The 25,575-nt window shown below is 64.6% G+C and carries 28 protein-coding genes; 16 read left to right on the top strand and 12 right to left on the bottom strand.

Annotation, left to right across the window (positions count from 1 at the left end):
- Nucleotides 1-12: 12 nt before the first annotated feature.
- The 10 genes from ACFC4D_RS17880 to ACFC4D_RS17835 form a co-directional block, all read right to left on the bottom strand.
- Nucleotides 13-978: an MlaD family protein gene (locus ACFC4D_RS17880; protein ID WP_376064623.1), complete on the bottom strand. Its 966-nt coding sequence runs from the start codon at nucleotides 976-978 to the stop codon at nucleotides 13-15.
- The gene (locus ACFC4D_RS17875; protein ID WP_376064620.1) at nucleotides 975-2,063 is read right to left on the bottom strand and encodes an MlaD family protein; all 1,089 of its coding nucleotides are present in this window, start codon (nucleotides 2,061-2,063) and stop codon (nucleotides 975-977) included. Before ACFC4D_RS17875 ends, ACFC4D_RS17880 begins: the two co-directional genes overlap by 4 nt.
- Nucleotides 2,060-3,157, bottom strand: a complete 1,098-nt coding sequence (locus tag ACFC4D_RS17870; protein ID WP_376064619.1) for an MlaD family protein — start codon at nucleotides 3,155-3,157, stop codon at nucleotides 2,060-2,062. Before ACFC4D_RS17870 ends, ACFC4D_RS17875 begins: the two co-directional genes overlap by 4 nt.
- Nucleotides 3,157-4,200 carry an MlaD family protein gene (locus ACFC4D_RS17865; protein WP_376064617.1) on the bottom strand — a complete coding sequence of 348 codons (1,044 nt, stop codon included), beginning with the start codon at nucleotides 4,198-4,200 and terminating at the stop codon, nucleotides 3,157-3,159. Before ACFC4D_RS17865 ends, ACFC4D_RS17870 begins: the two co-directional genes overlap by 1 nt.
- Entirely contained in the window at nucleotides 4,185-5,204 is a 1,020-nt protein-coding gene (locus ACFC4D_RS17860; protein ID WP_376064615.1) for an MlaD family protein, read from the bottom strand. Before ACFC4D_RS17860 ends, ACFC4D_RS17865 begins: the two co-directional genes overlap by 16 nt.
- Nucleotides 5,201-6,247: an Mce family protein gene (locus ACFC4D_RS17855; protein ID WP_376064614.1), complete on the bottom strand. Its 1,047-nt coding sequence runs from the start codon at nucleotides 6,245-6,247 to the stop codon at nucleotides 5,201-5,203. Before ACFC4D_RS17855 ends, ACFC4D_RS17860 begins: the two co-directional genes overlap by 4 nt.
- Nucleotides 6,248-6,251: 4 nt before the next feature.
- On the bottom strand, nucleotides 6,252-7,115 hold the full coding sequence (locus ACFC4D_RS17850; RefSeq protein WP_364648834.1) for an ABC transporter permease: 864 nt from the start codon (nucleotides 7,113-7,115) through the stop codon (nucleotides 6,252-6,254).
- Nucleotides 7,112-7,960, bottom strand: coding sequence for an MlaE family ABC transporter permease (locus ACFC4D_RS17845; protein WP_376064613.1), 849 nt, complete (start codon nucleotides 7,958-7,960; stop codon nucleotides 7,112-7,114). Before ACFC4D_RS17845 ends, ACFC4D_RS17850 begins: the two co-directional genes overlap by 4 nt.
- Before the next feature lie 130 nt (nucleotides 7,961-8,090).
- Nucleotides 8,091-9,674 (bottom strand): flavin-containing monooxygenase, encoded by a 1,584-nt coding sequence (locus tag ACFC4D_RS17840; protein WP_376064610.1) that lies wholly within the window; start codon nucleotides 9,672-9,674, stop codon nucleotides 8,091-8,093.
- 29 nt (nucleotides 9,675-9,703) lie between these two features.
- Entirely contained in the window at nucleotides 9,704-10,612 is a 909-nt protein-coding gene (locus ACFC4D_RS17835; protein ID WP_376064607.1) for an SDR family NAD(P)-dependent oxidoreductase, read from the bottom strand.
- Between the two features lie 298 nt (nucleotides 10,613-10,910).
- Here ACFC4D_RS17835 and ACFC4D_RS17830 point away from each other — a divergent pair, with 298 nt between their 5' ends.
- The 8 genes from ACFC4D_RS17830 (at nucleotide 10,911) to ACFC4D_RS17795 (ending at nucleotide 18,596) form a co-directional block, all read left to right on the top strand.
- Entirely contained in the window at nucleotides 10,911-11,966 is a 1,056-nt protein-coding gene (locus tag ACFC4D_RS17830) for an alpha/beta hydrolase (protein WP_376064605.1), read from the top strand.
- Nucleotides 11,967-11,985: 19 nt separating this feature from the next.
- Nucleotides 11,986-12,960 carry an SDR family NAD(P)-dependent oxidoreductase gene (locus ACFC4D_RS17825; protein ID WP_376064602.1) on the top strand — a complete coding sequence of 325 codons (975 nt, stop codon included), beginning with the start codon at nucleotides 11,986-11,988 and terminating at the stop codon, nucleotides 12,958-12,960.
- Complete coding sequence (locus tag ACFC4D_RS17820) at nucleotides 12,957-13,949, top strand: SDR family NAD(P)-dependent oxidoreductase (RefSeq protein ID WP_376064600.1); 993 nt, start codon at nucleotides 12,957-12,959, stop codon at nucleotides 13,947-13,949. The genes ACFC4D_RS17825 and ACFC4D_RS17820 overlap by 4 nt, the downstream gene beginning before the upstream one ends.
- Nucleotides 13,946-14,908 (top strand): SDR family NAD(P)-dependent oxidoreductase, encoded by a 963-nt coding sequence (locus ACFC4D_RS17815; protein WP_376064598.1) that lies wholly within the window; start codon nucleotides 13,946-13,948, stop codon nucleotides 14,906-14,908. Before ACFC4D_RS17820 ends, ACFC4D_RS17815 begins: the two co-directional genes overlap by 4 nt.
- Entirely contained in the window at nucleotides 14,905-15,597 is a 693-nt protein-coding gene (locus tag ACFC4D_RS17810) for a methyltransferase domain-containing protein (protein ID WP_376064597.1), read from the top strand. Before ACFC4D_RS17815 ends, ACFC4D_RS17810 begins: the two co-directional genes overlap by 4 nt.
- Before the next feature lie 28 nt (nucleotides 15,598-15,625).
- Entirely contained in the window at nucleotides 15,626-17,230 is a 1,605-nt protein-coding gene (locus tag ACFC4D_RS17805; RefSeq protein WP_376064594.1) for a flavin-containing monooxygenase, read from the top strand.
- A gap of 127 nt (nucleotides 17,231-17,357) precedes the next feature.
- Entirely contained in the window at nucleotides 17,358-18,089 is a 732-nt protein-coding gene (locus ACFC4D_RS17800; RefSeq protein WP_376064592.1) for a GntR family transcriptional regulator, read from the top strand.
- A gap of 24 nt (nucleotides 18,090-18,113) precedes the next feature.
- Entirely contained in the window at nucleotides 18,114-18,596 is a 483-nt protein-coding gene (locus ACFC4D_RS17795; protein ID WP_376064590.1) for a hypothetical protein, read from the top strand.
- Between the two features lie 32 nt (nucleotides 18,597-18,628).
- Here ACFC4D_RS17795 and ACFC4D_RS17790 read toward each other — a convergent pair whose 3' ends face one another.
- Nucleotides 18,629-19,399 carry a DUF5984 family protein gene (locus tag ACFC4D_RS17790; protein WP_376064588.1) on the bottom strand — a complete coding sequence of 257 codons (771 nt, stop codon included), beginning with the start codon at nucleotides 19,397-19,399 and terminating at the stop codon, nucleotides 18,629-18,631.
- Between the two features lie 631 nt (nucleotides 19,400-20,030).
- Between ACFC4D_RS17790 and ACFC4D_RS17785 the strand changes: the two genes are divergently transcribed.
- The 8 genes from ACFC4D_RS17785 (at nucleotide 20,031) to ACFC4D_RS17750 (ending at nucleotide 24,568) form a co-directional block, all read left to right on the top strand.
- Nucleotides 20,031-20,420, top strand: a complete 390-nt coding sequence (locus ACFC4D_RS17785; protein ID WP_376064586.1) for a hypothetical protein — start codon at nucleotides 20,031-20,033, stop codon at nucleotides 20,418-20,420.
- 92 nt (nucleotides 20,421-20,512) lie between these two features.
- Entirely contained in the window at nucleotides 20,513-20,911 is a 399-nt protein-coding gene (locus ACFC4D_RS17780) for a DUF4870 domain-containing protein (RefSeq protein ID WP_364648799.1), read from the top strand.
- A gap of 106 nt (nucleotides 20,912-21,017) precedes the next feature.
- Complete coding sequence (locus ACFC4D_RS17775) at nucleotides 21,018-21,545, top strand: AAA family ATPase (protein ID WP_376064584.1); 528 nt, start codon at nucleotides 21,018-21,020, stop codon at nucleotides 21,543-21,545.
- 148 nt (nucleotides 21,546-21,693) lie between these two features.
- On the top strand, nucleotides 21,694-21,993 hold the full coding sequence (locus ACFC4D_RS17770) for an antibiotic biosynthesis monooxygenase family protein (RefSeq protein ID WP_375958722.1): 300 nt from the start codon (nucleotides 21,694-21,696) through the stop codon (nucleotides 21,991-21,993).
- Between the two features lie 44 nt (nucleotides 21,994-22,037).
- The gene (locus ACFC4D_RS17765; RefSeq protein WP_376064583.1) at nucleotides 22,038-22,328 is read left to right on the top strand and encodes a putative quinol monooxygenase; all 291 of its coding nucleotides are present in this window, start codon (nucleotides 22,038-22,040) and stop codon (nucleotides 22,326-22,328) included.
- A 136-nt stretch (nucleotides 22,329-22,464) separates the two neighbouring features.
- A complete protein-coding gene (locus ACFC4D_RS17760) occupies nucleotides 22,465-23,079 on the top strand; it encodes a hypothetical protein (RefSeq protein ID WP_376064580.1) in 615 nt (204 codons plus the stop codon).
- A gap of 172 nt (nucleotides 23,080-23,251) precedes the next feature.
- Nucleotides 23,252-23,665, top strand: a complete 414-nt coding sequence (locus tag ACFC4D_RS17755; protein WP_376064577.1) for a VOC family protein — start codon at nucleotides 23,252-23,254, stop codon at nucleotides 23,663-23,665.
- Between the two features lie 165 nt (nucleotides 23,666-23,830).
- A complete protein-coding gene (locus ACFC4D_RS17750; RefSeq protein ID WP_376064576.1) occupies nucleotides 23,831-24,568 on the top strand; it encodes an alpha/beta fold hydrolase in 738 nt (245 codons plus the stop codon).
- A gap of 6 nt (nucleotides 24,569-24,574) precedes the next feature.
- On the opposite strand, the gene ACFC4D_RS17745 is transcribed toward ACFC4D_RS17750, so the two are convergent.
- Complete coding sequence (locus tag ACFC4D_RS17745; RefSeq protein ID WP_376064573.1) at nucleotides 24,575-25,519, bottom strand: LysR family transcriptional regulator; 945 nt, start codon at nucleotides 25,517-25,519, stop codon at nucleotides 24,575-24,577.
- Nucleotides 25,520-25,575: the final 56 nt, after the last annotated feature.

Raw genomic sequence — 25,575 nt, 5'->3', positions numbered from 1 at the left:
CTCTTCTCCCAGCTATTTGACTTGGATTTGCAGCCGGACGCCGCCATCCGGCTTCACCGATTGCAGGGCCTGTGCGATCAACGCGGACAGATCGATTCCCGGCAGCGAACTCGACGCCTGCGAAAGCAGCGGCGCGACAGCGGGATAGGCCGCCCCGAGATCGGGACCGATGGTGCGCAGATATTCGGTGAGCTTGGGCAGGAACACCAGCAGACCGTCGCCGGTGGTGTACGCCTCGGGCACCTGGCGCGCGTTCAGCAGCGTCTCCAGCGACTTCACGACACTCTGCACCTTGACCCCGAATTCACCCCACTTCGGTCCGGCGGTCGCCATATCCGAACCGGCCTTGGCCACATCGGGCCCGGGCACCTGCGCGTTCTGCAGAATGTCCCGCAGCTGCGGCGCGCGGCTGAGCAGTGTGGCGGACAACAGATTCGAGGCTCGGATCAGATCCGGCAGCACCGCATCGGTACCCGTCAGCGACTGCGAGAAGGTGTTCACCAGCGAACTGATGGACTGCGGATCGAACTGCTCCAGCAGCTGGGTGACGGTATTGGCCATCTCCGGAATCGAGACCGGCATCTTGATCGATTTGGCGTTCACCTGCGCCCCGTCTTCCAGGTACGGCGCTCCCGCCCGCTGCGGCTGGAATTCCAGATACGGCTCACCGAGCGCGGACAGGTATTCGATGGTGACGATGCTGGCCACCGGTATCCGGTACTCCCGCTCGACCCGGAAGTTCACCCGCACTCCGTTGGCCGAGTTCTTGACGTCCGTGACCTCGCCAACCCGTAAGCCGGACAGCAGGATCGGTGACCGCGGCACCAGATTGGCGGCATCGCTCACCTCCATCGAGGCGCTGATGTACTTCTGGAACAGGTTGACCCGCGCTATCCCGAAGGTCAGGTAGACGCTGCCGACCACGAAGATCACCGCGATCGCACCCAGCGACAGCACCGAACCCATGCGTGCTCTCATCGGACCATTCCGATCATGCGCAGGGTCGCGATCATATTGGCCACCTGCTGATCGGTGGAGATGACGGGCGCACCCGCATCGCCCTGCACCGACAGCCCGTTGACGGCGACCTTGGGTCCATGGTCGAAGAAGGGAATCAGCTTGTCGCGCAGGAGATCTGTCAGCTGATTCAGGTTGGAGGGAGCATCCAGGTTCAACGGCCGCCCGGCATTCAATACCAGCGGCACGAACGCCGTGGCGGCCGCATTGCCCGCCTGTACCAGCGGCGTGAGCCAGATCAGCGCGTGCGCGATACCGCCGATCGCGCCGATAATGCCGATGGTGTGGATCAGCGTCTGTGCGAGCTTGGTGATGTCCTGTGCGCCCTGCGGGGTGAGCAGCACGTTCAGCGCCTCCCGATTGTTCTGAATGGCAGCGACATTCGACTGGATACCGGTCAAAAACGCGTCGGATTGATCCAGGTGCTGTGAGACGTCGATGAGGTCGTCCTTGAGCACCCCGGCGATGCGCGCGGTCTCCGCCGGATCCTGCGGCAGCGCCGAATTGAGTTGGTCGACAATGTCTTGCGCCGAGCGCAGCGCCCCACCGGAGACGAAGGTGGCCAGGCCGGAGATGACGTCCTCGATCTGCAAGGCGGGCACGGTGTGCTGTACCGGAATGGTGTCCCCCGGCCGCAACGTACCGGCCGCACCCGCGACATTGGTGTCCAGTGAGATGTAGATGTCGCCCAGAATGGTGTCCTGCCGCAGCTGTGCGCGCGTCTCCGCAGGCAATGAGATCGATTGCTGGATATCGACTTCCGCCGTCGCGGACCCGGGACCGGTGGCGGTCGGATCGGCAATCGTGATCTTGTTCAGCTGCCCGATCCGCGCACCGTTGGCCACCACCTTCGCACCCGAGGGCAGGTTCAGCGCACTGCTGAACCGGATATCGATTCGATAGGTCTGCCCCGATATCCCGGCCCCGGGCAGCGTGAACCGCGCGGGATCGACTCCGCATCCGACCACCCCCACCAGCGCCGCCTGCGTCACGGCCGCCGCGGCGAGCACCCGCCGCCACCGCCCCGAATTCGCACGAATTGTCATCGCACACCTACCGATCCGAGAATCAGAGGCACCAGATCCACCGAGGTCATACCGTCCTGGGTCCCGCCGCAGCGCCCCGGCGCGACCACATTGAGCGCGGCGCACACCTGCTCGGCCTGTTGCGCGGGCAGCGCCACCCGGGGCGCGGCCCAGCTCACCCCGATGGCGCCGGTCTGCGGATCGGTCGCGGTGCGGAACATTCCGGCGATCGAGGGCACCATCGACACGAGCTGTTGCAGGCCACCGACATTCGCGCCGAGCAGATGCACCAGCGGCACCGACGAATCCAGCAGTTGCAGTATCGGCCCGCCGTACTTCGTGGTGACATCGTTGAGCCAGGGCAGAATGGTGACAATGGAATTCACCAGCTCGGTCACCTGATCCCACACGTCATTGACCGTTTGCAGGATCGGCGCGAACCCGTCGAGCATCTGCCGCAGATCGCCCCAGTTATTGGCGACGCTGGCGATCAACTCGTTGAGTTTGTCGATCAGCGAACCGATATGGCTGACCGCGGCGTCCGGGCTTCGCAGTGCCGCCGCCAACTGGGTGATGATGTCGTTGATCTTTGGGCCGGTGCCCGCGGTGGCCCGATCGAACAGCGTGATCGCCTGTTTGATCCGATCCTGTTGCGCCGGATCATCACCGCCCCGCAGCTCATCGGCGACCTTCGACATGGCACTGAAGGTCTGCGTAAGGCTCTTGGGCGTAACGGTTTTCGTGATGCAGTCCGAGTTCTTCCACTCCGGGCCCTTGGTGCCGAACACCGCCAGGGTGCGGTCGGCGACGATACTGTCCGACACCGTGGTGGCGCTGGCCTCCCCGCGCAGCGGATGCGCGGCCTCGACCTCGAAATCGACTCGGACCCCGGTGCCCTCGGGCCGCAGATCGGTCACCGAGCCGACCTTCATCCCGCGCATCTTGACGTCGTTGCCGCGGTACAGCCCGATCCCGTCGGGCATGATCGCGCAGTAGGCGATCATCTTCTTGTTCGGTTGCAGGAAGTAGACCGCGCCGACGGCGGCCACGATCACCGCGAGCACCCCGGCCATGAGCGAGACGAAGGCGCGGGAGGCGACGAAGGTGCGCAACATCAGCAATCCCTCCCCGGCACCGGAATGCAGAGCGATGAAGCCGAAATGCCCTGTCCCGATTGATCAATCGCAATCCCCCCGTGCGGACCCTGCAACCCCTGTATCCGGGTGCCGAGCTGATTGAGCGAATCGATCACCACCCCGAGCCGCTGCCCGAGCTGTTCCAGTGACGGCTTGGTCTCGAAAAGCTTGTCCAGCAACGGCTCCAGGTGAGTGCGATACGCCGGTTCGATGGCCGCGATGCGCGACAGCAGTTCGGTGACAATGCGCAAGGCGTTCTCCACATCGGCACGGCGGCCGAGCACCGTGGTCTCCATCGCACCGATCTTGGTGAGCATGGCCCCGATCGCCTTGCGGTAGTCCCCGAGCAGCCCGATGTATTCGTCGGCGACATCGAGCGCCCGATTGACCTCGGTGTTCTGCCGGTTCACCACATCGACGAAAGCCGCCATGGCATCGGTCATCTGACCGATCGAGCCCGGGCTCTTCTCGAGCGCGCCCGCGAGCGCGGTGAGATTGGCGCGCAGGGTGCCGCCGTCGATGGTGGCCAGCGGTTGCGCCGAATCCTGCATGGCCTTGGCCAGGCTGTACGGCAGTGTGACATGGTCGGGCGGAATCGCTCTGCTGCGCAACGCATTCCTGCCCGAGGAGAAGACGGCCACATAGTGGCCGCCGATCGCGGTGAGCATCCGAATGTCCAGGGTGGTCTGATCACCGACGAAGATCTTGTTCTCGACCGTGAACGTCATGCGCACCGAATCGTCGAGCAACTCCATCCCGGTCACCGAACCCACGGTGATGCCCGCGATCCGCACCTCATCGCCGACCTTCACACTGCCCGCCTCGGTGAGATCGGCGGTGTAGGTGTTCTTTCCGAGCGGGATGAAATAGATGATGGCGCTGGCGATCATGAGCACCACGACCACGGCCATACCGCCGAGCCCGAGCACCAGCTGCCGACGCGAGGCCACCGCCTCGTGCCGATCATTGCCGAGCACGAAATCCTTGAAGCGAATGCTCCCGCGCCTCAACCGTTCTTGCATACCGCGATCCTTTGGCCCGAGATCAGAATGTTCGCCACCGCGGGCAGTTCGGCCTGACCGTGTGAACAGGTGAGGTTGACGCCGGTCCCGGACGGAATGGCCGCGGCCAGCGATTGCAGGAAGGCGGGCAGCCGCCCCATCACATCGAGCAGGTTCTGCGGATCCGGGAACAACCGCCGCAGATCGGCATCGAGGTCCGGGTTGTCGGGATGGGTGAAACCCAGCGATGCGAGCAGGCTGTTCAGCGCGCCCAGAATCGGTGGCGCGACATCGACCGCGTCCATCAATCCGTCGAATTGCTTTTGCAGACTGACGAATACGGTCGAGATGCCGTCGATGAGCATGCCCGCTTCGGGCGACTTGCCGCCGATCTGATCGGCGATCTGACTGAAGTTGTGCAGCAGCACCGAGATCACCGCCTGGCGATCGGTGGCATACGCGCTGAGCACCCCGACCGCGTCCAATGTCGCCCCGACCCGGCTGCCGTCACCTTCGAGCACCGCGCGGGCATTGACCGCCAGCTGATTCACCGCCTCGGGCGAGAATTCCTTGAGCACCGGTTCCATACCGTTGAAAAGCGCGGTGATATCGAAGGATCCGCTGGTGTGCTCGAGTCCGATGACCGTGTCGGCCGCCGCCGGGGAGCCCGCTCTATCCGGCTGCTGGATATCGATATAGCGCTGCCCGGTCAGGTTCTGATAGCGGATGGCCAACCGGCTGGTGTCGTAGACCGGGCGATCCCGCTGCACGCTGAAACGGACCTTGGCGTTGGACCCGACCAGGTCGATGGCGGACACCTTGCCCACGGCCACCCCGTACATGCGCACGTCCGAACCGACCCGCAGCCCACTGACGTCGGTGAACAGCGCCCCGAAACCGCGGGTGCCACCGGCCACCGGTCGCTGGATGGCCGTCACGATGCCGACCAGCAGTACGAGCATGACGGCCGCGAAAACACCGAAGCGCACAGCGATTCCGGCAATCGAGGTCTTCGGCTTCCTCATCGCTGCCCCTCCGAGACCGCACCGGGCAACGGCGCGCCACCCAGCAGCGGCACCGCCACCGCGGGCACACCGCGCAACACCACGTCGAGCCCGAGTTCGGGACCGTTCGGCGTATCGCGGAACGAGGAGTTCAACCGCGCCAGCAACTCCGAGAGATCGGCGCTGCTCTGCGCGGGTGTCGGCACCATCTGCGCGAGCTGACCCACCACCACGCCGAGCCCGTCGGTCCAGCCGTTCAGATTGCCCTTCGCCGTCCAGCCCAGATCCGCGATCATCGGGAAGAGCTGATCGACCACCAGTCCGACACCGACGTCGAAGCGTGGATCGCGCAGCGCCTGCATCTGATAGACCTCGTTCACGAGTTTGACCGTGTTCTCGGCGAAAATGCCTGTGCCATTGAGGAATGAGGCGAACTGCGCGATCAGGAACGAGGACGGATACCGCTGGGTATCGGCCACGGCTCTGCCCACCGTCACCATGGTTTGAATGAGCGGGGTGAACGCGGCGATATCCGCGCCCGCCTTGGTGAGTAGTTCGGTCAGCTGCGGGGTCAACACCTCGCTCGAGGTGTTCGACAGCTGGCGCAGCAGATTACCCATCGTCACGTCGTGCACCCGGTTCGCGGCGGTGAGATCCACCAATTCGTTTCCGCGCAAAGGGGTTCCGCCATCGCGCCGCTTGAGGGTGAGTTCGCTGATGCCGAACAGGTTCGACGGCGCGTAGTCGATGTCGAAACTATTGGTGAGACCGAATAATTCGGCGGGTTGCAGCGATAACGTGATGAGTTGCTGCCCATTGGGCTGACCGGCGATCTGCTCGATCCGCCCGACCTTGACCCCGTTCAGGCGTACCTCGGCTCCGGGAATCACTCCGTCGCCGATACCGTTGGTACGCAACTGAATTCGCATATCGTCCGAGGTGCGCAGCCCGGCGGTCGCATTCCATCCGATGACGAGCACAACGACCACCACCACCGCGATCAACCCCGCCACTCGCGAAAAGCGCGGACCCGTGGTGACACCTGGCATTCCGTATGACGGCATCGCGCTACCCCGTGATCACGATCGGCGAGTTCAGACCCCACAGCAGGATCGTGAGCACCATGTCCAGGGTGATGATGGCGATGAAACTGGCCCGCACCGCCCGCCCCGATGCGATACCCACGCCTTCGGGCCCGCCGGTGGCGAAAAAGCCCTGATAGCAATGGATCAGGATGACCGCCGCACTGAAGATCAGCACTTTGATCACCGCCGCGATGATGTCGAAGCCGTTCACGAACTGGAAGAAGTAGTGGTCGTACACACCGCTGGATTGACCGTGCACCACCAGCGTCACCGCCGAACACGACAGGTAGGACAGCAGCAGCGCCACCAGGAATGTCGGCACCACCGTCACCGCTCCCGCGATCAATCGCGTGGTCACCACGAACGGAACCGATTTCAGCCCCAGCGATTCGATGGCGTCGATCTCCTCCGAGATGCGCATGGATCCGATTTCGGCGGTCATCCGGCAGCCCGCCTGCGCGGCGAATCCGATCGCCGCCGCGATCGGCGCGAGTTCGCGGGTATTGGCGAACGCCGACACCACCCCGACCATCGGCCCCATACCGAGCATGTTCAGCACCGGCACCGCACCGATCGCGACCCCGCCGCCCATGGCGATGCCGAGCACCACCAGCACCGGCACCGTGCCGCCACCGACGATGACCGAACCCCGGCCCCAGGTCAGATCGGTGATCATGCGCATGGTCTGCGCGCGATACTTGCGCAGCGCCAGCGGAATCGAGGCAAACACCTGCCAGATGAAGCCGAGAATGAACCCGAGCGAATCGATCGGGGCGAAGATGCTCTTCTCCCGCACGACCCGATACACCCGGCCCAGGCCGAGCGGGACGTACGGCGCGGCCATCACGCGATCCTGACCGGTAGGAACATGGTGGTCAGCTGAGTAATCCCGACATTGACCACGGCGATGGCCAGCACCGCCAGCACCACCGAGGCATTGACCCCGTCCGCGACCCCGCGCGGTCCGCCCTTGGCCTCCAGGCCGCGCTGGCAGGCCACGATCACCACGATGAAACCGAACAGCGCGGCCTTGACCATGGAGATGTAGATGTCGTTCATCGACGCGAACGCCCCGAAGCTGCCCCAGTAGCTGCCGGGGGTGACGCCCTGCACGCCGGTGGCCATGGCGTATCCGGCGACCACACCGGTGAACATGATCAGGATATTGAGCAGCGGCGCGACCAGGAGCATGGCCACCATGCGCGGAATCACCAAGCGGTGCAACGGACTGATGCCCATGGTGTCCAGCGCGTCGATCTCCTCGCGTATTTTGCGCGCGCCGAGATCGGCGGCAATGGTCGCGGTGCCCGCACCACCGAGCAGCAGCCCCGTGGCCATTGGCGCGCCCTGCTGAATGACCCCCATGCCACCGGCCGCGCCCAGTAGTGAATCCGCCCCGACCTGATGAATCAGATTGCCCACCTGCACCGTGACCACCACCCCGAACGGCACCGCCATGAGCACCGCGGGAATGGCGGTGACGGTGACGAGATACCAGCACTGGCGCAGGGTTTCACGCCATTGGAAGCGTCCGGTCAGCAGATCGGACACCGCCCCGATGACCGCCTCGAGCGCCATGGCCACCACGCGCCCGAAGGTGCGCGCGGCGGACAGACCGGTATCGGCGACATTGCGCCGGGCGACTCGCGCCAGACTCGGTCTGCCGGGCGGCTTCTCGGTTGTGCTCGTCATTGCCATCCCACTCCCCCGGGGTTACTCGCATCACTTCTTGTCGTGCGATAGGGCTTGCGTCACAGTTGATTTCGGCTAAAAGAGATGCCCGCTTGCGCGGGCATCGGCGCGGTACGGGAGCTGATCGAACTCAGGTCATGGCGAGCTCGGGTTCCCGAGTGCGGGCGTTGATCAGCGCGGGCCGCGTGCTGAAGGTGTAGTGCCGGAATGGGAAATGCCGGTTGCCCCACCACTGGTTGAGCCCGGTGGTCGGGCGGATCGCCAGCTCGCCCTGGTAGTTCACGTAGTAGGTGTTCGAGCCCGCACACGGGGCCGAGACCCACATCGAGCCCTCGGTGCGGTCGGTGCAGAACTTGGCCCAGTCCTCGTATGCCTGCCGGTTCACATCGACCTTGGTGGCGCCGCGCCTGCGGGTCTCCACGATCGCGCGGCGGGCGTGGGCGGCGGTGTTCTCGATGGTCACCAGGATCGAGCTGGGAATGATCGAGTTCGGACCACAGCCGACCATGAACAGATTCGGCCACTGCGGCACGCTCACACCCTGATAGGCGTGATAGCGATGCTCATGCCAATAGTCGCCGAGCTCTTCGCCGGTCTCGCCGTACACATGGAACGCGGGCGCGAATCCGCGCTCGCAGACCCGGAATCCGGTGGCGCACACCAGCACGTCGATCTCGTGCTCGACACCGTCGGCCGTGCGCACGCCCTTCTCGGTGATCTCCTCGATCGCATCGGTGATGAGCGAGACCCGATCCTTCTGCTTGAAGGTCTTGAAGTACTCGTTCGACATCGACGGCCGCTTGCAACCGGGAGCGTAAGTGGGCGTGAGCTTTTCGGCCAGCTCCTCATCGCGCAGCCACAGTTTGTACATGGCCCCGCCCGCCCTGGTAACATACGGCATGGCCTTGGGCATGCGGCGCAGTGACAGCAGCCCGCCGATGAGTCCCATATCGATACCGGAGGCGATCGCGCCGCGCACCGCTGCCCGCACCGGCTTGACCCCGCTCAGCACCCGGTCCAGGCCCCAGTCGATGCGGAAATCGGGTTTGGGGGCCAACCAGATCGGGGTCCGCTGGAACACCGTCAGATGCGAGGCGACCTTGGCCATCTCCGGAATCAATTGCAGCGCTGTGGCTCCGGTGCCGATGATGGCGATCCGCTTACCGGTGTAGTCGTAGTCGTGGTCCCAGCGGGCGGTGTGCACCTTATGCCCGGCGAAGGTGTCGATGCCCGGAATATCGGGCAGTTTCGCCACTTCGAGCAGGCCGAGCGCGCCGATCACATAGCGTGCGGTGATCTCCTCACCCGAGGCGAGCGTGCCACGCCACAGATGGTTCTGCTCATCCCAGCGGGCCGATTCGATGGTGGTGTTCAGGCGGATCTTCTTGCGCAGCCCGTACGCGTCCACCACACGCTCGATGTACCGCTGAATCTCATGACCCGGCGGGAAGAATCGCGAGGAACTGGTGAACGGCATCTTGGACAGGCTGTAGAACACCGCCGGAATGTCCACGGCGATACCGGGATAGGTGTTGATGTACCAGGTGCCGCCGATGCCGTCGTGCTTTTCCAGCATGACGAAATCGTGAATCCCGGCCTCGCGCAATTCGATCGCCGCGGCGATGCCGCCGAATCCCGCGCCGACGATGATGACTTCGTAATCGGGCCGGACCGCGGTGGTCTCGCCCGTGGGCTCGATGGTACTGCTCGACATGCTCAAAACTCCTGTGCCGGAAACGGTGATCAAGACTTCGCGACCGCGCGAGCGGCGGCGTCCTCGAGCCGTTGGACCAGGGCCGTGGGCAGGACCCGGTCGACCATGCCGACCAGACCGTCGATATCCATCATGCGAGCGGCCAGGCGTGCGCCCGCCGGGGAGACGCGACCGCTGGTGCAGGCGAGCCGGGATTCGAACGGCGTCGGGGCGATGGCCGGATTGCGACCGGCGATGCGAACGATATTGCGCGCCACCGTTTCCGGGCTGCGCGCGATCAGCTGTGCGGCCAGGACCGAGATGTTCTTACCGCGTTCGACCGACTTGCCCTCGGTCTCGACCACCTGGGCATTCGGGTAGAAGCCGGTATTGATGAACGCCGGCAATACCGCGGTGACACCGACCCCGGTTCCGGCGAATTCCAAGCGCAGACATTCGGTGAACATCTGCGCGGCGGCCTTGCTGGTGCAGTAGGCGGTCGAGAGCGGGATCGGCAGCACCGCGGCCGGGGAGGTGACGTTCAAAATCCGTCCGCCACCGCCGGATTCGATCATCTGGCGACCGAACAGGCGGGAGCCGTGCACCACGCCCCAGAAATTCACGCCCATGATCCGGTCCCAGTCCTGCACGGTGTGCTTGAGAAACGGTCCGGCGGTGGTGAAACCGGCATTGTTGACCACGACGGCGGGTGCGCCGTGCGCATCGTGCACGCTCGCGGCGAAGTTCTCCATGGCCGTCACATCCGAGACGTTCACCGCGTACGGGAAGGCCGCACCGCCCAGCGCGGCGATCTGATCGACGGTGTCCTTTGCGGTGTCGGGGTTGAGGTCGCTCACGATCACTCGCGCGCCCTGCGCGGCGAAGCGTTTGGCGGTGGCACGGCCGATGCCGCTGCCCGCCCCCGTGATGATTACCAGCTTGTTCTCGAATTTGGCCATGTCTACCTCAGTTCGAATTCGCACATCATCGTGCTACTGTCCCAGCCAATGTACGCTGTGTTACACAGCATGGACAACACTTCACAAGTCTTGTCTGGAAAACTTGTTCAACTGCATGAATGGCCATGCAGTGATCATTTCTGGCCATCTCGGCATGGCTGGATCGCATCCGAGCGCATGCGTTTTCGGTGCTGAACAAGGTCATTCAAGAGACAAGTCTTGTTGTTGTCTGAGACACCATATACTGTGTTGCACAGCGCAGACAACGGCAGAGTCGCCGTTGAGAAGGAGTCGCATCATGCTGACCGAGCCGCAGGCCCGGGTTCAGGCCCGAAAAACGCCCTCGACCGTGACGATCGAATATCCACGCCGCGCCAGCTGGGTACTGCGAATCGCGCATCCGCTGTCCTATGCCCTACTCAGACAGGGCATGAACCTCATAGTCGGATGCGCCTGGCGCGGAATCCCGGTCCGTGGAGCCCGGATATTCCACATCTCCAACCTGCTCGACCCGCTGGCCGCGCCACTGGTCCCGATTCGCGGTACTCGCTTGCGCCGCATCGCTTTTCCGCGATTCCGCGCCGAATGGGTATGGCAGCGGGACACTTTCGATCCCGAGACCACGCCGGACGCCGCGATTCTGTACTTCCACGGCGGCGGACTGGTCGCGTGCGGACTCAATACACACCGCCGCCTGGTCTCGCGGATCGCGAAAGCCGCCGGGGTGCCGGTCTTTCAGGTCGACTACCGGCAGTTGCCCAAGGCGCATGTCACCGACACCCTCGAGGACTGCGTCGACGCGTACGAATATCTTCTGGCACAGGGCTTTCCGTCCGATCGGGTAATCGTCGCGGGTGATTCCGCCGGCGGCGGCCTGGCCTTCCGCACCACGCTCGCGATCCGCGATCGCAAGCTGCCGACGCCCGCCGGTGTCGTGGGCATCGCGCCTTGGGCCAATTACGATTCGGCGCTGCGCTATGCCCATCCGAACGATCCGCTCGATCCGATGCTCGGGGCCAAGGCGCTCGATACGCCCGCCCAGCTCGGACTGCTCCGGGACGGCGTGCTCGATCCGGACTGGTCCGCGGTCAATCACGATTTCGCGGGGATGCCGCCGGCGCTGATTCAGGTCGGTTCCACCGAAGTACTGCTGGCCGACGCCCATCAGCTCGCCGAGCGCTGCGAGGCCGCGGGCGTGCCGTGCCGAATGCAGGTCTGGGACAAGGCAATCCATGTCTTCCAGGCGGGTGCGGACCTCCTTCCCGACGCGCGCCAGGCCATCGGGGTCATCGGCGAGTTCGTGCGGGAACGCCTGGACGCCAACGCCATTCAGTCGCGGTCCAGCGCCGCCTGAAATCTCGTACGGAGAAACAATGTCCAAGAAACCGTTCTATCCCGGCCTTGCCGTCGTCACCGGCGCGGGCAGCGGCATCGGGCGCGGCACCGCCAAGGCCCTGGCCGAATGCGGTGCGGGTGTGATCGTCGCCGATATCGACCTCGACTCCGCGCGCGACGCCGCACTGGAGATTCGACGGCTGGGTGGGGTCGCCCATCCCTACCGGCTCGATGTCGCCGACACCCCGGCACTGGAAGCATTCGCCGAACAGGTGCGCACCGAGCATGGCGTCCCCGATGTGGTGGTCAACAATGCGGGCATCCTGGTGGGCGGACCGCTGATCGATGTGCCGCTGCGGGACTTCGAGCGCATCACCGATATCAACCTGATGGCGATGATCCACGGCTGCCGCGTCTTCGGCGCGCAAATGGTTGAGCGCGGACGCGGCGGCCACCTGGTCAACATCTCCTCGATGGCCGCATTCGCCGCCGCGCCCTATACCGGGCCGTACAGCATCAGCAAGTACGCGGTGAAGCATTTCAGCGATTGCATCCGCGCCGAATTCGCCGCGCACGATATCGGCGTCACCGCCATCTGCCCCGGTCTGATCGCCACCAATCTGTCCAACAGCATGAAGGCCGACGGCATCCTCGACGCCGAACAGTCCGAGCTGACCCGCACGCTCATGCTCAAGGGACAGGCACTGCTCGGACAGCATCCGGACAAGGCGGGCCAGAGCATCGTCAATGCCATCCGCCGCAATATCGCCGTCGAACCGATCCGCCCCGAGGCCCGAATCGCCCGCCAGCTAACGCGTTTCGCCCCCGGCCTGGTGCGCTTCGCCATGACCCAGGCAGGACGGCGCGATATCCGCAAGCTCCGCGATACCGTCGCCGGACCGCAAGCCATCGCACGCGCAGGCCAACTCGTGGAGCGTCTTCCGTTCCGGGCGGGCCACGGTGTCGACACCGCCGACGGTTCGCTGAACACCAAGGTCGGCGGTGCGGTATGAGCAAACCCTTCTATCCCGAACTCGCCGTGGTCACCGGGGCGGGCAGCGGTATCGGGCGTGGCACCGCCAAAGCCTTCGCCGCTCTCGGAGCGAAAGTCGTTGTCGCCGACATCAATCCCGAACACGCCGCCGAGACGGTGGCGATCATCGAGGCCGCCGGTGGCGCGGCGGTGGCCTACACCGTCGATGTCTCCGATACCCCGGCGCTCGAGGATTTCGGTGCGCGCGTAGCGGCCGAGCACGGGGTGCCCGATGCGGTGCTCAACAATGCGGGCATCTTCGTCGGCGGACCGTTCCTGGACACCCCCGACTCGGACTTCCAGCGCATTATCGACATCAACATGATGGCGATGATCCACGGCTGCAGGATCTTCGGCGCGCAGATGGTCGAGCGCGGCCGCGGCGGGCAGCTCGCGAATGTGGCTTCGCTGGCCGCCTTCGGACCGGCCCGATTCACCAGCGGATACAGCGTGGGCAAGTACGCGGTGAAGCATTTCGGGGATTGCCTGCGTGCGGAGTTCGCTCAACATCGGATCGGCGTCACCACCATCTGCCCCGGGCTGATCGCCACCAATCTCGCCGATACGGCCACGGTGTCGAGTATCAATACCGAGCAGGCCGATATCGGCAAGGTCGCGACGCGGCGGGTCATGGCCCAGCTCGGCATGCATCCGGACAAGGCCGGGCGCATTGTCGTGGACGCCATGCGCCGGAATCTGCCGGTGCGGCCGATCCGGCCGGAAGCCTATGTCTTCCAGGCGGCGGGGCGTTTGGCTCCGGGGCTGTGGCGCGGAGTGGTTCGCACCGCCATGGGGCCGGAGTTGGAACGACTCGGGCGCGCGTTCCTGGACCGGCCGGACGCCACCGCACGGGCGGCCGCGCTGGTGTCCAGGATCGGATCGAAGGATGTCGGCAATCCGGCTGAAACGGGTTATGCGGAAATGGATTCAGTGGCGGGCGATGCCCTGACCACCGGGAGGACATCATGAGGAATCTGCGATCGGCGGTAGCCGTCGTCACCGGGGCGGGCAGCGGGATCGGGCGGGGCACCGCCAATGCGCTCGCGGCCGAGGGCGCGAAAGTCATTGTGGCGGATCTGGATATCGCGGGTGCGGAGCAGACCGTCGCGGGGATTCGGGCCAATGGGGGGCAGGCCACGGCGTATCGGATCGATGTCTCCGATACCGAGGCGCTGGAGGCGTTCGCCGACACCGTATCGGCCGAGCACGGGGTTCCGACCGTAGTGGTCAACAATGCGGGCATTCTGGTGGGCGGGCCGATTCTGGATGTCCCGCTCGCGGACTTCGAACGCATTATGGCCGTGAACACCATGGCGATGATCCACGGCTGCCGCATCTTCGGTGAGCGCATGGTCGAGCACGGCCGGGGCGGGCATCTGGTGAATATCGCCTCGATGGGCGCGTTCGCACCGTATCGGCTGGGGACGCCGTACTGCGTATCCAAGGCGGCGGTGAAGCATTTCAGCGATTGCGTGCGCGCGGAGTTCGCGCAGTACGGGATCGGGGTCACCGCGGTGTGCCCCGGCTTGATCGCCACGAATCTCGCTGAAACCGCGGAAATGGCAACGATTTCCGATGGCCAGGCCGATGTGGTCAAGGAGGCCGTGGCGCGCGGTATGGCGCTGGTGGCCATGGATCCGGACAAGGCGGGGCGGCATATCGTCTCGGCCATCAAGCGCAATCAGGCGATCAAGCCGATTCGGGCCGAGGCGTGGCTTTCCTATGGCCTGTCCCGGCTCTCGCCCACCGCGCATCGGGCCATCATGCGGGTCGCCACCGGACCCGAAATCGAGAAACTCGGACGCGGCCTGGCCGACTCCGACGGCGCCGGGAAGCTGCTGCGCGCGGTGCCCGGGCGACGCGGATTGAGCAATGCGCCCCGCCGGACCACCGCGACCATCGTCGCCGACCAGGAGAACTCACTGTGAACGCATCCATCCCGGCTGATTCCACCGCTCCACTCGCGAGTTCGGTGGCGCTGGACTCGCGGCGCGGGCTCAATCGCACCATCGCCGCCTTCTTCTCCGTGGCTTCGCGCGCCTACGACCAGCGCACCCTGCAACGGGTCGTCTACCAACCGCCGCAGGATGAGATCCTCGACCTGCTGCGGCGGCAGGGCTCCCGCCATATCGTCGATATCGGTTGCGGGACCGGCATTCTCACTGCACGCATCGCCGAGGAACTGCGGCCGGACGCCGTGTACGGGATCGATATGTCACCCGGCATGCTGGCCCGCGCCCGCGAGCGCAGCCAGCTGGTGCAGTGGCGCAATGAGCCCGCCGAACAGCTCGGCCTGGCCGATGCATCGGTGGACGCGGTCATCACCACCACCGCGTTCCACTTCTTCAATCAGCCGCTCGCCCTGGCGGAGTTCCATCGGGTGCTCAAACCCGGCGGGCTGCTCGCCATCAACGCGATCAACCTGCGCGCCCGGTGGGCCGCGCCCGCGCAACGGCTCACCGGCACCCGGTTCAGTCCGGCCGCCGCGCCCTCGCCGCAGCAGATGGTCGATCTGATCACCATCGCCGGATTCGAACTGGTCGAACAGCATCCGGTGCGGCGGCCCTTCTACAGCCGTCCGTGGCCCGACATGCTCACCGTGGCCGTTCGTCGCTGACACCCTCCGCACCAGAAGGACATTCGAGATGCCCGCATCCAAAGCCAAAGGCCGTCAGGCGAGACCGGCTCCCAAGACCGAACCCGATTTCCAGATCGCCGTCATCGGCGCGGGCCCCGGTGGGCTCGCCGCGGCGGTGAAACTCAAGCAGGCCGGACTGCGCGATTTCGTCGTCATCGAGCGCGCCGATGATGTCGGCGGCAGCTGGCATGAGAACACCTATCCCGGTCTGGGCGTGGATATTCCGGCGGTCGCCTATCAATTCTCGTTCGCTCGCAACGCGGACTGGAGCCGGGTGTTCCCCTACGGCGCGGAGGTGGAGAAGTATCACCAGGAGGTCGCGCGGCGATTCGGGCTCTATGAGCATCTGCGCTTCAACACCAATGTCGCCCGCGAGGAATGGGACGACGCCCACAACTACTGGAAACTGATCACCGACTCCGGGGAGATCATTTCCGCGCGGTTCCTGATCAGCGCTGTCGGTGCGTTCGTGCGACCCAAGGAAGAGGCGGGCATCCCGGGCCGGTTGAACTTCCAGGGCAAGTATCAGCGGCCGTCGAGCTGGGACCACAGCTGGGATCATCGCGGTAAGCGGGTCGGGATCATCGGCACCGGAGCCAGTGCGGTGCAGATCATTCCGGCGATCGCGCCCGAGGTGGCCGAGTTGACCGTCTTCCAGCGCACCCCGGTGTGGTCGCTGCCCAAACCCGATTTCACGATGCCGCGCATCGGGCAGCGCCTGCTCGCGGTGCCCGGATTGCAGGCGGCGCTGCACGGAGTCGTACTGGTGGTGGTGGATCTGGTGCTGCGCGGTGCTATCGCGGTGCCGACCGACACCGCCAAGACGGCCATGACCTGGTTCGACCGTTCCACCATCGCGGCCTATCAGCGATTCCTGCGGTTGGTGGTCAAGGATCCGCAGACCCGCGCGCAGCTGACGCCGGATTTCGGCCCGCTTGCCAAGCGGCCCACCATGTCCAATGGATATCTCAAGGCGTACAACCGCGACAATGTCGATCTGGTGACCGAACCGATCGAGGAGATCACCGCCACCGGTATCAAGACTCGCGACGGCGTCGAGCACGAGTTCGACATGATCGTGCTGGCGACGGGCTACGAGGTGTTCTCCGATCCCGAGACCTATCGGCCCGGAACCATAGTGGGCCGCGATGGATTCGACCTCGGCAAGTTCTGGACCGAGAACGGCATGCAGGCGTACGAGAGTGTGTCGGTGCCCGGGCTGCCCAATCGCTGGACGCTGGTCGGGCCGTACTCGTGGACCGGATCGGGCTGGCATTCCTTCGTGGAGATGACCGCCGATCACGCGGTGCGGGCCATCAAGGAAGGACTGCGGCGGCGCGCGAAAGTCGTTGAGGTGCGCAAGGAAGCGCTCGACGCCTATCACGCCGAGATCTTCCGGCGTGCGGAGCCGATCCGCTTCTACTTCAACGAGCTCAATGCGCACACCCCGACGTACTACCGAAACTCGCAGGGGGACAGCACCTATGTGCGTCCGTCGGGTTTCTTCGAGGCCAGCCGCGGGCACCGCAGGTTCCCGCTCGACGATTACAGCTACGAGACGCCGCAGGCGGATGTTCCCGCCAAACCGACCCGCCTTGTCGCGGGCGCATAGCGGCCGGGGGAACACCGCCATGCCAGTGCGCGGCCGGACGAGCGGGAACACTGTGCATCCGGTCGCGCCGCGCTCGAAAAGCCCTTCCCCGCAGGGGGTTCGAGCCACTCAGGCGCGGCCGACGATCGTGGACGAGATCACCGATCAACTCGCCTACCGCATCGCCGCGGGGATCTACCGGCCCGGCGAACTACTCCCCTCGGTTCGCCAACTGGCCGTGGAATTCTCCGCCAGCGCGCCTACCGCCAATAGCGCTCTGGGCAGACTCGCCGCCCTCGGCTTCGCCGAACCCCGGCGCGGTCTCGGCTACATCGTGCGCGATATCCACCTCTACGGCGGCATCGATACCTGGCGCTATCTGTTCCGATTTGCCCACCGCATTCCGGAGCAGGCCTCGCGCCTGTTCGCCGACATCATCGACGTCGACCACATACTCGTCATGCAGGCGGTACACGCGTTCGTCGAAAACCCGCGCCACTACGACATCTCCCCCGCCACCCAGGCGCTGGACCGCATGGAGATGCTCGTAGACGACCCGCAGGCCACCCTGACCGACATCATGGCGGCCGAACTGCACATGCTGCGCTGCACCTTCGCGGCCCTGGGCAGTATCGGCAGCCTGAGCCTGTTCAATACCGTCGGCGAACTCCTGATCACCATGCCCGAAGCGGCCCAGGCGTTCTACGAACCCCTCGAACCCGCAGCGCATGTCGTGATCGGCCGCACCCTCCAGGAACTCCAGATCACCGGCGATGCCATCGATCTACCCGACCTGTCCCTGGTCGAGACCGTCATGCGCACCTACCACGATCAGGTGGTCGAGGCTTTCCATCGCCTGATCACCACTCCGGAAACCTGACCTCACCCGAAAGGGCTCCACCCCATGGTCTTTCACCCCGAAATCGTCGAACCGTCCTCGGACTTCTACGAACGCGCACCCATAATCGTGCGCGGCAGAGCCGAATTCGACGTCCCCGCCACCCGCCTCTGGCAAGAGGTGGAAACCTTCGACTGGCTCCCCGCCGTCACCGCTCGCTGGGAAACCCCCGCCCCACACGGCCCCGGCTCCCGCCGCCGCCTCACCCTCGGCCCCCTGCTCCTGAGCAACGAATTCGTCACCCGCACCGACCCCAACCGCGAAATGGCCTTCTTCATAGGCGAACTCCCCGTCCCCGGCATGCGAGCCATAGCCGAACGCCTCACCATCGAAGACCTCTCCCCCACCCGCAGCGCCGTCACCTACACCATCGCCGCAGCCCCCACCGGCTTCCCCACCATCCGCCTCGCCCCACTGGCCCTGCTCACCAACCCGGTTTTCTCCCTCGCCCTGAAAGTCCTCATCGGTCGCTCCTTGCGTAGGGCTTGATCAACCGCCTGCGGCAAATCGCTGCGGCCGGATCACCGTCTCGGACGAGCGGGTGCCAGGATCGCCGCACCGGCCCGCACGGCGTCCCAGTTCGTATTGGCTTCTAGTGCAAGCTTTTCCGACAGTGCGTTTCGGCGTGTCGCCTGTTGCCAGGTCAAGTTCGCGACATCGAGCGTCATTCCAGCTGGGGCGCCGGTGGCGACCAACTGATCCACGCGGTCCTGCATGGATTTCATCAATTGAGCGTCGAAATCTATGACAGCAGAGATGAATTCATCGGTTGTAACTGTGGTACGCCCCGATGGTGTTGCAGTGAAGGCGATTACGCCGTCCGGGTCGATCGGAAACAGCCACGACACGATGATCCGGTCCTCGGGCTCGATGGTGCGACAGAACTGAAAATGCGGACCGTACTGCAGATATCCGGTGTCGACTCCGCGCAGCCGATGCTCCTCATAGGCGGCATCGATCAGATCGGCGTCCAAGGATCCGATATCGGCCCATCCGCCGCTGTCTGTGCTGAAGAACTCCACCAGATCCCCCGGCACCGGCTCCAGCACCGAGGGTATGGCCGCAAGCAGGTCCTCCCAGAACCGCACCACGAAGTAGTCCACGCACCGCGGCACCGTCGAATCCGCACCGCAGGTCAGCGCCTGACTCTCCTCGGTATAGGTAAGCAATTCGACGTCATCAACCTCGAGCCCATACCACCCCTGCGTGAGGTTGAACCAATGCAGCCGCCGCTCCTCACCCCACGGATGCACCTCGCCAACCGGTGCCAACTCGAACGGGATCCGCATCATCCCCCGATTCAAACCGATCGGTCCACTCCGTGTCGACCACATTTGGGAACGGGCCCACTGGACCGGCGCGGGGCTTGCAAGTACCTCGTGCGCAGAATCCGAAGGTACTGTCGGCGATCGGGAGGGGATCAATGATGGATACTCAGCGGGTTCGTGGCCGTGCGATGCAAGTAAGTCTGGGTGCGGTTGCGGTTGCGGCGTTGGTGGGGCTTCCGCTGTTCGGGATACATCGATTTCACCAGTGGCAGGAGCGGCCGGTGGAGTCGGTGCGGATCGCCGGAGAGGTGACTGTCGCCGGGTTCGAGAGAATCGGCGTCATCGCTGTGTCACCTGGTGACGATCTGCCCGATGGTCTGGCGTATTTCGCTGGGCCGCTACCGTATCCGGATCCGGTGGCGGAGGTGTCGGTGCCTACGATTCCATTGCACGTGGTTGATCGCGTTCGAGCCGACGCGGTCGAGGACATCCGGACCGCGACCGGGTCGCGCCCTGATCGCTGCAGTGCGTCGGTGTACTTCAACCCCAGCCCGCTGGCGTATACCGCGAACAGGGAGCAAATGCGTGCGAAACTGGCCGCTGCTCGCAGCGCTGGAAACCTCCTCGTCCTGGTGCAGGTCAGGGGTTGCGGAATATGACTGCCGACTACGAGCAGATCGACCGCAAGCGCGCCCGCGCCAACACCTTCGCGGTGTCCTCGATAGTCCTCGGCCTGCTGGTCACGCTGCTTACCGCGGACCTATCCCTGACGGTGATGTCCAGCTACTCGGCCAATATCTTCGGCGGCGGCGACTGGCATCGGATGACCACGGGTGCGTCGAAATCGGTACCGGCACTTGCGAGTCTGTGGGCAGGGTGGCTCATCGCCGGGATGACCTGCAATTTTCTCGGTCGGCGAGCGGTGACGCGTGGCCGGAACTTCGTGTGGGCACTCGTGATCGGCGTCATCATCTACGAGATCGGGCTGGACGTGACCATCGAGATCGCAACTCGCGGAATCGATGCCGCCTACAACCATCCGTGACCATCCGGCCGCACCCACTCGTAAGTCCGTGACCTGCGGTTCATGGCGAAAGTTGGGATCGGTAGGTGGAGCACCCCGCATTTACTAATCCCATGACATATTCACAGCCCCCCGCAAACCAGCCCCAGTCCACCGGCTTGGACAAGAAGACCAGCGCTATCCTGTCCTACGCATTGGGCTGGGTCACCGGAGTCATCTTCCTCTTTATCGGCAAGAACGACTCCGACGTCAAATTCCATGCCGCACAGTCCATCGTCTTCTTCGGCGCGGTCTCGGTGGCCAATATCGCCCTGAGCATCATCGGGTCCCTGCTGGGGGCCATCGGCATCATCTTCTCCCTCGTCAGCCTCGTCCTCTCGCTTCTCACCCTCGTCGTCTGGATCATGTCGATGGTGCAGGCGAATAAGACCGGCGGTGTTCGTGCGGAGATGCCGATCGTCGGCAAGTTCGTCGCCCCCTATGCCGATCGGCTGGCCGCCTCGGTGAGCTAGCGGTGGAGCGCTATAGTCCGGAAATCAACGGCCCGAGGCAACTCGGGCCGTTGACGTCTGCGCGAACCATCCGAACCTGCCCGACAGGTCGAATCGAGGGAGTCGAATGCGTATCGGGGTGTCCGGGCCACACGGGACCGGGAAGACGACGCTGGTGCGGGAGTTGTGTTCTCGCTTCGGGGATCTCACGCCGGTGGAGGAACCGTATGTGCTGCTCGAGGAGGACGGTTACGACTTCGAGTTTCCGCCCTCGCGTTCGGATTACCGGGCTCAACTGGAGTACTCGGTGCAGCTGCTGAACTCGGAGCCCGATGGGTCCGTTTTCGATCGGACGCCGCTGGATTTTCTGGCGTATCTGTCGGCGAGCGGTGTCGATATCGAGGCCGATATCGATGCCACGGCGATTCGAAGTGCCTTGGCCACACTGGATTTGCTGGTGATCGTGCCGATTACCGCCGAGACCGAGCGGATGCTGCCCGCGGCGGAAATGCTGGGCCTCCGTCGCACGATGAACGATGCGTTGCTGGAGTTGGTCTACACCGACCAACTCGACCTGGTCGGGGATATCCCGGTGCTCGAGTTGACGGTTCCGCTGGCGGACCGGGTTGAGAAAGTCGGTGCCCTGATCCACTGAACCGTCCTCCGCGAGGCTCCTCGGCGTACGGCACCACCACCGGGCGGACCGGTTCGCCTCTGAAGGGCGGATCGGACAAGAATATGTGGTCTGACATCCGCCGGACGCGCCGGCGGGTAGATACCGCTGATCGATTGGAGTGAACGCGATGCACGCAGTGGAGCTGACTCGATTCCGGGTGGACCCGGCGAACACCGATGCCATGCTGGCGGCTCGTCCGGCCATGCTGGCCGATTTTCAAGCCGACCGGGCGGGATTTCTCGGCGCACGGCTCGTTCGGCTCCCCGATGATCAATGGCTCGACATCGTCGAGTGGCAGACCGAGGCCGACTTCCAGGCGTCCCGGGCCAAAGGACCGAATCTGCCCGGAATCGCGGCGTTCTTCGCCACGCTCGGCGAGCTGGTCTCCGGCGAACTCGGGACTCTCGCCGACCTCGGCCGGGGATAGCCGGGGCGGGAAGAGATTCCGGCTGTGGCGGGTTGACCCCACCCATGACTGTCACCGCCGTATCCACGTTGCAGGCTCGCCCGGGGAAGGAAGAGCTGGTGCGCGCGCAGGCGCTCTCGCTGATCGAGCCTTCGCTGGCCGAGCCCGGCTGCCTGAACTACCAGCCCTATCAGCATCCGACCGAGCTCGGGAGCTGGGTAGTCGTCGAAACCTGGGATAGCCGTGCGGCATTCGAGGCGCATCTGGTCAGCTCGCACATGCGGGAGGCCTTCGAGGCGGGAGCCGAGTTGCTGGCCGGGCCGCCCAGCGAACAGCTCTTCGAGACTTCCAACTGATAACTCGCTGTCGGCGCCGAGCGGCAACCCCGCTTGGCGTCGCAGGTCCCCATCGTGGCGGGATTCGCCACCATCGAAATGTGTTGTGCGACACTACCGTTGGGTTCGTTGAATATTTCGAACCCTAGGAGACATCGTGCGTTCTCACCTGCGCCGATTCCGTAGCACCTATTCAGTCGCCGCCGTCGCGCTCGCCACCGCCGGAATGGTGGCGGCCGGAACCACACCGGCAGCCGCGACCACCTACTTGTACAACGTCACCGGCAGTACCGCACCGGGCGGTGCGTTCACCGGCTCAAGCCCCCACCCGGTGTTCAAGAATGCCGGGTATGCAGACGTACTGTCCTGCGCTACAGCATCATTCAGTGGATCGATGCCCAACGTGACCAATTCCGCGGGCGCGATCGGAACCTTCTCCGGGTACACGTTCTCACAGTGCACCTTGCCGTCCGGAGCATCCGCGACGGTCACCGCCACCGTCCATCCGGCCACACTCACCGTGACCGGCGGCGAGACGGTATCCGGAACGCTGCCGGTGGGCACACTCAGCCTCACCGTCAACGCGTCGAGCTGCTCATACACCCTCACTCAGGCAAGCCCCCTGAGCTGGCAAGTGAACAGGGGCAGCGCATTTCAGTCGTTGGTCACGTTCACACCCGAGAACGTCAAGGGCTCGTGCGGGCTGATAGCCCCCATCGTGTTCGCGCACGGCGGAACGATTCAGCCCAACGTGACCAGCCACCCGGCTTGAACCCAATCTCTTTGATCGACAAGCAGATTCGAGGTTGACAAGGGTATCTTGCGGCAACGATGCCGCGATCTCATCGCGGGTGTGACGGAGCCCCGAACCCCTCCGTCACACCCCGTCCAGGCCCGCGGGCTCGAACCGGCGGGTAGGGCGATGGTGTGCAAACATCGGTCGCATGGCTATCTCTGCGGAATCCATCGCGCACCTGCGGCTGACGGTGTCCGATATCGACCGATCGCGGGACTTCTACGAGAAAGTCTTCGAATGGCCGGTGGCGCTGGAGGTTCCCGATGACGCCGATGCGGAACTGCGGCAGCGGCTGAGCTTTCTCGATGGCGGGGTGATCTACCGCATGCAACACGGATTGATCGGGCTGCGGCCGGTGGCGTCCGATCGCTTCGACGAGAATCGCGTCGGGCTGGACCACCTCGCGTTCTCGCTCGGGTCACTGGCTGAACTTGAGGCCGCCGCAGCGCATCTGGACGCCTGCGGTGTGGCGCACGAGGACATCAAGGACATCGGCGTCAGCTATATCCTCGAGTTCCGGGATCCGGACAACATCGCGCTGGAACTCGTCGCCCCGAAGTGACTTCGAATATCCGCCGCGAGCTGCAGGTTTGGGCAGATTGCCTGCATCGATGTCGTAGGGCCGGGCAATTTCCCAGATCTGCGGGAAATGGCAGCTCGGGGCATTGACCGTATCCGTGCGCGGCTGGACGATTGCGCGAAATGGCGGTGCGAGGAGAGGGATTCGATGACGAATTGGTTGCTGCTACGGGGGCTTACACGGGATCAGCGGCATTGGGGCGGGTTCGACGAGGAGTTGGCGGCACGGTTGGGGGTGCGCGTCGTGACGATCGATCCACCAGGTTTCGGGACGCAGAATGGCCGCGTCTCGCCGCGGAACATGTCGGCCATCACCGACGATATTCGAGGACGGTTCGAACGCGGAGGCCAGGAGTGGTCGCTGCTGGGGATCTCCCTCGGCGGCATGATGGCCCTTAATTGGGTGGAGCGATATCCGGAGGATTTTCAGCGCTGCGTGGTGGTGAATACCGGAGCACCAGCGGTATTCCGGCCACATCAGATGAAGACCGGGCTGGTGTCGCTGGTGGCGGGTAAGCAGTTCCGGTCCCTGGAGGCGCATGAGGCCGCAGCGCTGGCGGTGTCCAGTAATCGACCGAAAGCGGAGTTGGCTGACCTTGCACTGACCTGGGCGCAGTATCAGCGGGAAGCCGCACCGCTCAACGCGAGTGCGCTGGCGCAGGTGGCCGCCGCTGCAACGTTCCGGTTGCCCGCGCGAATCTCGTTGCCGCTGTTGGTACTTGCGTCCAAGGGCGATCGACTGGCGGACTATCACATGTCGGAACGAATCGCCGCCCGCTTCGGTGCGAGCTTGGCGCTGCATCCCGATGCGGGCCATGACCTGCCACTCGATGACCCGCTGTGGGTGTGCGAACAGATCGCGCACTGGCTCGCGGAGGTTAAGTAGCCGGGCCTAGTTCGGCGCCCCGATCGGATCACCATCGGAATCGGGGACATAACCGGTGGCGAACACCTCGGCCAGATCCCTGACGAGATCGGTTTCGCCGGATCGCCGCCAGACCAGCGCCCAGCGTGCGGGCGGAACATCGGGCATCGGAATGTAGGCGACATCGGGTCTGCCGTAATACCGGGCGGCGTGCCCATGTACCGGGGTGATCGCCTTACCCGCCGCCACCAGCAGGATCAAGTCCTGGAAGTTGGCGGCGTGCGCGGTGCGGGCGATGGGCCGGCCGCTGGGGGTGAAGAACGGGACGGCCGCCGCGGCCCAGTAATCAGGGGGCGTCGTGTCCGATGGCGGCACACCGAAGACGCCGTAATCGGCCAGATCCTCGTAGGACGCCGATTCCCGCTGTGCCAGTGGATGATCCGCGCCGACGAGCAGTACGAACGGCTCCTCGTAGAGCGTTGGACCCACCACCAGATCGGGCTCGTGAATAGGCAGCCAGCTCACCAATGCGTCGATCTCGTCCCCACGCAGCGCGCCGAAGGGATTGCCGAAATGAATATGCTCGAGATGCACCTGACAATCGGGGTACTTCGACTGGAAGGCGTCCAGCAGCGGCCGCACCTGTTCGAGATCACTGCTGGTGAGCCCCAGCCGCAGAATGCCCGCATCGCCGTAGCGAGTCGCCCGCGACGCCCGCCCCAGACTCGCGCGCAGATCCCGATAATTGGTTTGCAGATCGTCCCGCAGCCGCACCCCGATCGGGGTCAATCTCACTGTGCGACTTGACCGTTCGAAGAGTTTGCCGCCGATACGGCGCTCCAATTTCCCGATCACCTGACTGACCCGGGCCTGCGAAACATGCAATCGCTCCGCGGTCCGGCCGAAATGCAGCTCCGCCGACAGCGTCAGAAAGATCTCGATATCGCGCAAATCCAAATCGCGCAGGTCCATGCGGTTTTCCTATCGATCACGGCGGCTTATCGCATCATACGCATTTCCCCGTTGAT

Source organism: Nocardia sp. NPDC056000 (assembly GCF_042269265.1).
In the GTDB taxonomy this organism is placed as follows: domain Bacteria; phylum Actinomycetota; class Actinomycetes; order Mycobacteriales; family Mycobacteriaceae; genus Nocardia.
The sequence above is the reverse complement of the archived record's forward strand: the minus strand, read 5'-3'. Positions and strand labels throughout refer to the sequence as shown.